This window comes from Rhizobium sp. Root708 (genome assembly GCF_001429725.1).
In the GTDB taxonomy this organism is placed as follows: Bacteria; Pseudomonadota; Alphaproteobacteria; order Rhizobiales; family Rhizobiaceae; genus Rhizobium.
The window spans coordinates 1-7,351 of the sequence record NZ_LMHV01000032.1; the positions used below are offsets into that span (position 1 = coordinate 1).

At 58.5% G+C, this 7,351-nt stretch carries 4 protein-coding genes and 3 pseudogenes; 5 read left to right on the forward strand and 2 right to left on the reverse strand.

Going from position 1 to position 7,351, the window contains the following annotated elements; all coding sequences use genetic code 11:
- From ASE04_RS32250 to ASE04_RS16980, 5 genes and pseudogenes are all read left to right on the forward strand, one after another.
- Window positions 1-96, forward strand: a pseudogene (locus tag ASE04_RS32250) (DDE-type integrase/transposase/recombinase); the annotation flags it as partial.
- A gap of 249 nt (window positions 97-345) precedes the next feature.
- Entirely contained in the window at window positions 346-1,827 is a 1,482-nt protein-coding gene (locus ASE04_RS16965) for a DUF1254 domain-containing protein (RefSeq protein ID WP_056819321.1), read from the forward strand.
- Between the two features lie 39 nt (window positions 1,828-1,866).
- Window positions 1,867-2,409, forward strand: coding sequence for a hypothetical protein (locus tag ASE04_RS16970; RefSeq protein WP_056819323.1), 543 nt, complete (start codon window positions 1,867-1,869; stop codon window positions 2,407-2,409).
- A complete protein-coding gene (locus ASE04_RS16975; RefSeq protein ID WP_056819325.1) occupies window positions 2,406-2,588 on the forward strand; it encodes a hypothetical protein in 183 nt (60 codons plus the stop codon). Before ASE04_RS16970 ends, ASE04_RS16975 begins: the two co-directional genes overlap by 4 nt.
- Before the next feature lie 22 nt (window positions 2,589-2,610).
- Complete coding sequence (locus tag ASE04_RS16980; protein ID WP_082597387.1) at window positions 2,611-4,266, forward strand: DUF1254 domain-containing protein; 1,656 nt, start codon at window positions 2,611-2,613, stop codon at window positions 4,264-4,266.
- A 21-nt stretch (window positions 4,267-4,287) separates the two neighbouring features.
- On the opposite strand, the pseudogene ASE04_RS16985 reads toward ASE04_RS16980, so the two are convergent.
- Window positions 4,288-4,581 (reverse strand): annotated as a pseudogene (locus ASE04_RS16985) (transposase domain-containing protein); the annotation flags it as partial.
- Between the two features lie 128 nt (window positions 4,582-4,709).
- Window positions 4,710-7,253, reverse strand: a pseudogene (locus ASE04_RS16990) (Tn3 family transposase); the annotation flags it as partial.
- Window positions 7,254-7,351: the final 98 nt, after the last annotated feature.

Consider the following 7,351-nt stretch of genomic DNA (forward strand, 5'->3'; position numbering starts at 1 on the left):
AAGGCATGGGTCACGGACATCACCTATATCCGGACCGTCGAGGGCTTCGCCTACCTCGCTGTCGTCATCGATCTCTATTCCCGCCGGGTGATCGGCTGTAACCGATGTGCCGCTCCCACGGGCCGGGATTTATTGCGGTTCTCTGTCGAGGATGATGGCTCGAAAGCTTTACGCTTGCCTGTTGTAGCCTGGCGTAACCTCTATCGGGATGCCAGCCGCAGTGCGGATTAAGGTCGAATACTCCCCCTGCAATCTTCCGTTGCCTTTTGGCGATATTAGTGTCTCGAAATATATGTTAGTGTCCCGACGCTTTGAGGAAGCTGGAGCTTAAAGCAAGGGGGATCAATGCAGAACATGAGGCTTTTTGCGGTCGCCGTGGCGACCGTCGCTACAATGTCGTTGCCCTGCGCGGGGAACGCTGAAACCATACAGGTGCCGATACCGAAGACAGCCGGAGATGTTCGCGGCCCTGTTCCCGGCAATACGATGACGGACGAATACGTCCAGCTCGTTGGTCGCATGGCCTATCTTTGGGGCTACCCGCTGGTCAATGCACACAATCGTCGTGAAGCCTTCAGGGCCGCGCCGGAACCAGGACTGCTGGGTGGTGCCTTGCCGGTCGCCCCGGTCGGCTTCAACCAGATGCTCACCAACTACATCAAGCCGGATCAGACATTCATCGTTTGCCCCAACCAGGACGTCGCCTATGGCGGCGGCTTCACGGCGCTCGACAAGGAGCCGACCGTCATCCAGGTGCCCGACTTCGGCAAACGCTTCTACGTCTATGCCATGTATGACCAGCGCACCGACGAGATCGGACGGATTGGCCAGCAATACGGTACCAAGCCTGGCTTCTACATGATCGTCGGACGCGACTGGAAGGGGAAGGTGCCGAAGGGCATTACCGGAGTTGTCCGGTCCTCTACCGATCTGGTTTTCATTGTCCCACGGGTGTTCAAGGACTCGACGCCTGAGGATACCGCAGCCGTTCAAACGGTGATCAACAAGATCGTCATGTATCCGCTCAGCCAGTTCGACGGCAAGATGAAGATCAAGGACTACAGCAAGTCACCTGACTTTCCGGTTCCTGCCGCCGCGCCGAATGCGCCCAAAGGCGAAAGCAAGTGGGTGAAGCCGGAGACCTACTATGACGAGCTATCCGTCGTCGTGAAGGAAGTGCCGCCACTTCCCGGTGAGGAGTCGCTGTACAAATGGATTGCTTCGGTCTGGGATGCGGCAGCAAAGAGCCCGGAGACCAGGAAAGCACTGGACGCCTCCTTCGTTGCCGCCGAGAAGGAACTGATCGAACCGCTTTTCCAGTTCCAGTATAACGGCCGGGGGATTGGTAACGGCTGGACTGTACCGGCGAACGCAGCGGAATGGGGAACGGACTACCTTAACCGCACCGCCATCAGCAAGTCGAGCATGTATCAGAACACCTCGGCGGAAACCCAATACAATCTGCGCGAATTCGACAGCGACGGAAACTCCTTCGACGGCACCAAGCAATACAGCATCACCTTTCCGAAGGGCGAGGTTCCTCCCGTGAAGGGGTTCTGGTCGCTGACGCTGTACGATCAGGAGAAGTTCTTTTTTGCCAATCCGCTGAACCGCTTCTCGCTCGGCACCAAGAACAAGGACCTGAAATACGCAGACGACGGGTCGTTGACACTCTACCTCGGGGCGAAGTCTCCGGGGGCGGAGAAGGAAGCAAACTGGATACCGGCACCGGAGGGCCACTTCTCCCTGATCCTTCGGCTCTATTGGCCTGAGACCGCCGTCCTGAACGGCAAATGGCTGCCGCCAGATATCAAGCAGGTGAACTAACAACCCGATTCGACGTCTCTGCCATCCAGGGAGGGTGTTATGACCATCACCACGCATTCCGGCATTGCGGGCAGCTTAGCAACGCCCGCTGAGATCGGCATAAAGTACGTTCGCTGGGGCTTCGGACTATTCGTGTTCGGGCTCGTGATCGGCTTCGTCCCGCTGGCGCACTACATGCACGGCTCGTTCGAGCCGGTTGGCGAGGCATTCCTCAAGAATGTGACCCTGTGGTGGGGTTGCGCCTTCACGCTCGCCGTCTACATCGCGCAGCTTGGCAGCCTCGCCATGATCGTCATCGGGCTTTGTTATATCGTCCTGACACGAGATGGAGCTGCTACGTCAGTCCAAGCCGGAGAGCGAATAGCACCGGCCCTATGTGCCATTGGCATTCTTGCGGAGTTCATCGCCGGGTTTGCCGGTTACTATGCCGTCGCTGCCATCTGGCCGAACTTCTACTACCTGCCGGTCGCCGAGGGAAAGGTGACCTGGCTCGCCCTGCAAGCCGTGTGCATCGCTATCTACCTCCTGGGTGTCATCTGTGCCTATGGCGGCATCCGCAGAGCGGCGGAGCAGCACCGATGACAGATATATCGAGCAGCGTGGCGACCGACGACTGCGTTGAGCTGGTCCCCGGACTATCAGAACCAGCACTGTTGCGCCTGCTCTGGCGAGAAAGCCGCTGGCCAGCCTTGGCCCTTGTCGGCGGGTTCGCCGTCTGGGCTGTCTGGATTTACTCGGGACTGCCGATGATCTGCCACTGAGGTGGCATGGGGAGGGAACATCATGAAGATCGCCCGCAGACAAAACATCATCGCCATGGCGGCCCTGCTGTGTGCGACCGCCGTTTCGAGTTCTTACGCTCAAGAGAGCGGCAAGATGCCGAAAGAGATCGTGACGCCCGACACCGTTGAAAGCAGCATTGGCACCCTGAGTTACAAGGACGGTGCGCCGAGCAAGGAGACGGTGCAGAAGGCCTATGATTACCTCGACCTCATGCACGGCGTCGAAGCCTTCGTGAATGCCTACCAAGGCGCGTCCGTGGCCAGCATCTTCAAGGGTGTGCAGGACGTGGGGGTCGAGAACAACACCGCGCTGATCTTCTCCGAACTGATGGACGCCAAGTCCCTGTTCCTGACAGCGAACGCAGACACGATCTACTTCTGGGTGAACCTTGATGTCACCGACGGGCCGATTGTCGTCGAGACGCCGCCACTGTCCCTCGGCGTGGTCGACGACATGTGGTTCCAATGGATCACCGACTTCGGCCTGCCCGGTCCCGACCGTGGCGAGGGAGGCAGGTATCTGTTCGTGCCACCGGGCTACAAGGGCGAACTGCCTGAAAGCGGCTACTTTGTCCAGACGATGCGCACGACCCGCGCCACGTTGCTCGGTCGGTCGTTCCTTGAAAAGGACGACCCGAAGCCTGTTGCCGAACAGATCAAGAAGACGCTCAAGGTCTACCCCTACCTTCCCGGCGGCTACGGCACGAGCATCGGCTCCGCTCTGCAGGGCAAGGCAACTCTGGCCCGGACGGCGGATCACAAGCTGGACTGGGAATTTCTTCGTCCCAAGGAGCCGGTCAAGTTCACCGAAGGAACAGGCAAGGTCATCAACACGATACCGCCAAGTGACTTCAGCTACTTCGAGATGCTGAACGACGTGGTCCAAAAGGAACCGGTCGGGTCGCTCGACCCGGAAATCATGGGCTCGCTCGCCGCTATCGGCATCATCAAGGGAAAGCCGTTCGCGCCCGACGAGCGGATGAAGAAAATCCTGACCGATGCTGCGGCCATCGGCAACGCTGCGGCACGAACCCTGAACTTCAAGTGGCGTCCATCGGATGGCGGCTACTACTACCCGAACTCGACGTGGTTCAACCCGCTCTTCCTCGGCGGCTACGACATGGAAACCCCGCCGCCGGAAGTCAGCCCTGAAGGCGCGATCACCGTCAATCCACCGACAGGCGCTCGCACCTTGAACGTGCGCACGACCATGTTCTTCGGCTACACGTTCATTACGCCAGCCATGATCATGCGGCTGACCGATATAGGTTCGCAGTATCTTATTCAGACGGTTGATACTAAAGGCGAGTATTTTGATGGCAACAAGACCTACAAGGTCTCCTTGCCCGCAAACATTCCTGCTGGGAAATTCTGGTCCTTTACCGTCTATGACAACCAGTCGCGCTCGATGCTCGATACGCCGCAACGGTATCCTCGTGCGGGCAGCCAGAGCTATCCGTCACCTGCCGCGATGGCCGCTTCCGATGGCTCCACGACGGTGTATTTTGGCCCGAAGAAACCGGAGGGGATCAGTGACGGCAACTGGATTCAAACCGATCCCAATAAAGGCTGGTTCACGATCCTGCGCCTCTACAGCCCGCTGGAACCGTTCTTCACGAAGGAATGGAAGCCGAGCGAGATAGAATTGGTCCAATAGAGACCAGCCGCCGCCCAGCATTCATTGGAGGCTCTTGCGACAGAACAGCGAGGAGTTCCAAGGCAAGAGTTGATCGATCCGGCTCTGCTTGTGTCCATTGACGAGGCGGGTAAGCGTGGCGGACAAGTACGCGAACGGATCAACAGCGTTGAGCTTGCATGTCTCGATCAGTGAGGCAATAACCGCCCAGTTCTTCGCTCCCGCGTCGTGTCCGGCGAAGAGAGCATTCTTGCGGTTGAGGGCTATCGGCCGGATGGTTCTCTCGACGGTGTTGTTGTCGACCTCGATGCGGCCATCGGTCAGGAAGAGCTTCAGGGGTGGCGTCGCCTTAACCGAGCAGAGCACGCGATCGTTGCTTCGGCGTGAATTTCACGCTTTGATCGACAAGGGGTCAGAACAAGAGCAGTCCGGAATCGTACGCTAAGGACGAACGGAATGAGAACTTATGCGACCCGCTGCAGCCTAGCTGGCAGACGGAGCAATCGAAATCCGTTCGGCATCTGATGTTCGGCATCCCAGGTGTAGATGCCGGTAAGATTGATATGCTCCCAACTGAGCGGCGAGATGTGTTTCAACAGAGTATCAGGAATATCTCGACCCGCTCGCTTCAGCTGTGTGATTGCACGGTCAAGATAGACTGTATTCCAGTGGACGATCGCGCTGACGACGAGGTTGAGACCAGAGGCGCGGAACGCCTGGCTTTCGAACGACCGGTCGCGGATCTCGCCTCGCTCGTGGAAGAAGACAGCGCGTTTCAGCTTATGGGCAGCCTCACCCTTGTTGAGGCCGGCCTGACAGCGTCGCCGCAATGCCGGACTTGAGTACCATTCGATCATGAAGAGCGACCTTTCGATACGGCCTAGTTCGCGGAGCGCCCTCGCGAGATGGCTTTGCTTCGGAGATGCGGAGAGTTTCTTGAGGATCGTAGACGGCACCACGGACCGCGTCGTGATCGACGCCGCGAGATGGAGCAGATCGTCCCAATGGTCGAGAATCAGGGCGGTGTTGATCGGCGCCCCGATATGGTTCGACAGGGTTGGATATGCATCGCCCTTCTCAAACGTGTGGAACTTCCGGTCTTTGAGATTGCGCAGTCGCGGTGAGAACCGCTTTCCGATCAAGGCAAACAGCCCGAAGACATGATCACTGGCACCGCCCGTGTCGGTAAAGTGTTCCTGAATGTCGAGGACCGTGTCCTGATCGAAGAGCCCATCGAGCACATAGGCCGCCTCGCTCTCGGTCGGACTGATGGGCAAAATGCTGAAGTAGCCGTATTGATCTGACAGATGGCTATAGAATTTCGATCCGGGTTCGCTGCCGTAATGCAAATTGATGTCTCCGCGCTTTGCAGCTCGGTCGCTCGCACGAAAGAATTGGCCATCTGACGATGACGTTGTGCCATTGCCCCAAAGGAGAGAATGCGGATGCTGGGTGTGGGCATCGGTGATGCACGCTTGCGCCGCGCGGTAGGTCTCCGATCGGGCATGGAATGTACGCATCCACCCAATCTGGTGAGCGCTGATCCCCTTGGACGCGCCCGCCATTCGCTTTGGGCCGAGGTTCGTCGCATCGGCCAGTACACCAGCGAGCATGGCAGAGACATTTTTCGGAATGTCGCCGGTGCGAACATGCGTGAAGTGATCCGCAAAGCCGGTCCATTCATGCACTTCCCTTAACAAGTCGGGAACCTCGACCAACGGATACATGTCGCTGATCTCGGCATTCAGTTCCTCGGCTGCCACGGGGACTTCGCCGAGGGTTGGTGTAACGATCAACGTTCCGGCCTCAAGACGAACTCCCTCGAGCTTACCGGATCGTGCTCGGTGCGCGAGACGCTGCAGGTTGAACTCGAGCATCTGACACGCTTCGGCAAGCCACTGCGCGCCGTCGCCTTGGACCCCCAAACCGAGACGGTCTTCTTCCTTCATCGTGATGAATGTCGACCGCGGCATCAGATGCTCGTCAATCGACCGGAAAGATCGGCTGCCGTCGACCCAAATGTCCGCAGATCTAAGCCGGTCGCGCAAAGTCGCTAGCGTGGCGATCTCGTAGAGACGGCGATCAGGTTTCCCCTGTTCGAAGATAAGCCGTCGATCAGTTTGGCTGAGGTGGGTGAGCGGCACGCGATCCGGGAGTGTCCGCCGCTTCTCGGCATAAAGCCGTTTCAGCAGCGCAATTGCCGCCAGAAGCGGGTCGTGGCGATGCGCCGAGCGAAACGTGAAGGCCTGAAGGAATGCACCAATGTATTTGTGGACGGTCGCGTATTGTTCGGCTGCCACGGTCAATGGCGGTGCCTCGTTGTCGTCGACCATCGACTCAAGCTCAGGCTTCATCAGAAGGAGCCGGTCCCAGCCGACTCTCTGGTCGAGAACATCCAATGCGTTCCGACCATAGTCGTAGGCGGATTGCAGGGCGGTGATCGTATCTAGAAACATGCGCAGCGCTTTGGCGGTATTCGCTCTGCAGTCTATCTGCCGCTGCTTCTTTCGATTGTTGGCTTGCGAGAACAACTTGCCCATCAGCTTGATGAACATCGTCACCGCATCGTCCGTGAGCTTCTGGCAAAGCTTGATGATTTGTGCCACGATCAGAGCGTGGCGACGGCTGGCGTTGAAGTCGTTGGCAAGCCAGGCCGGCGTTGCGTTGCCCTCCCGGATCATCTGGTCCCACCGTCCGGATGATACGCGCGTCTGCAGGTCCGGATCGATTGCCAGCCGCCGAAGAAAGGCTATCCGCTCGGTCAGCCCGACGAGGTTCGACGCAGCCGGCGCTTCTGGTGCCGAACGCAGCCAATGAAAGCGCGTCTGGCCGATCGACGGGTCAACCTCTAACAGCCTATCCAGTGATTGAAGCCTATCGAGTGGGATGTCTTCGATCAGGGTTCTTTCTGCCCGGCGCCGGGCTATGGCACGGCCGGCAAGGCCGATGCGTTCGATCGTGTCGATCGCCGGCAAAAGAGTTCCGCGTTCGCGAAACGCGGCGACAATCGGTAATCCCCCCGTTTTTAACGGGGCTCCGCAGTAGAATTCACGCGGCCATTTTCAGTTTCTGTGCGGGTGTTATGCCGCCGATGCCCATATTGGGC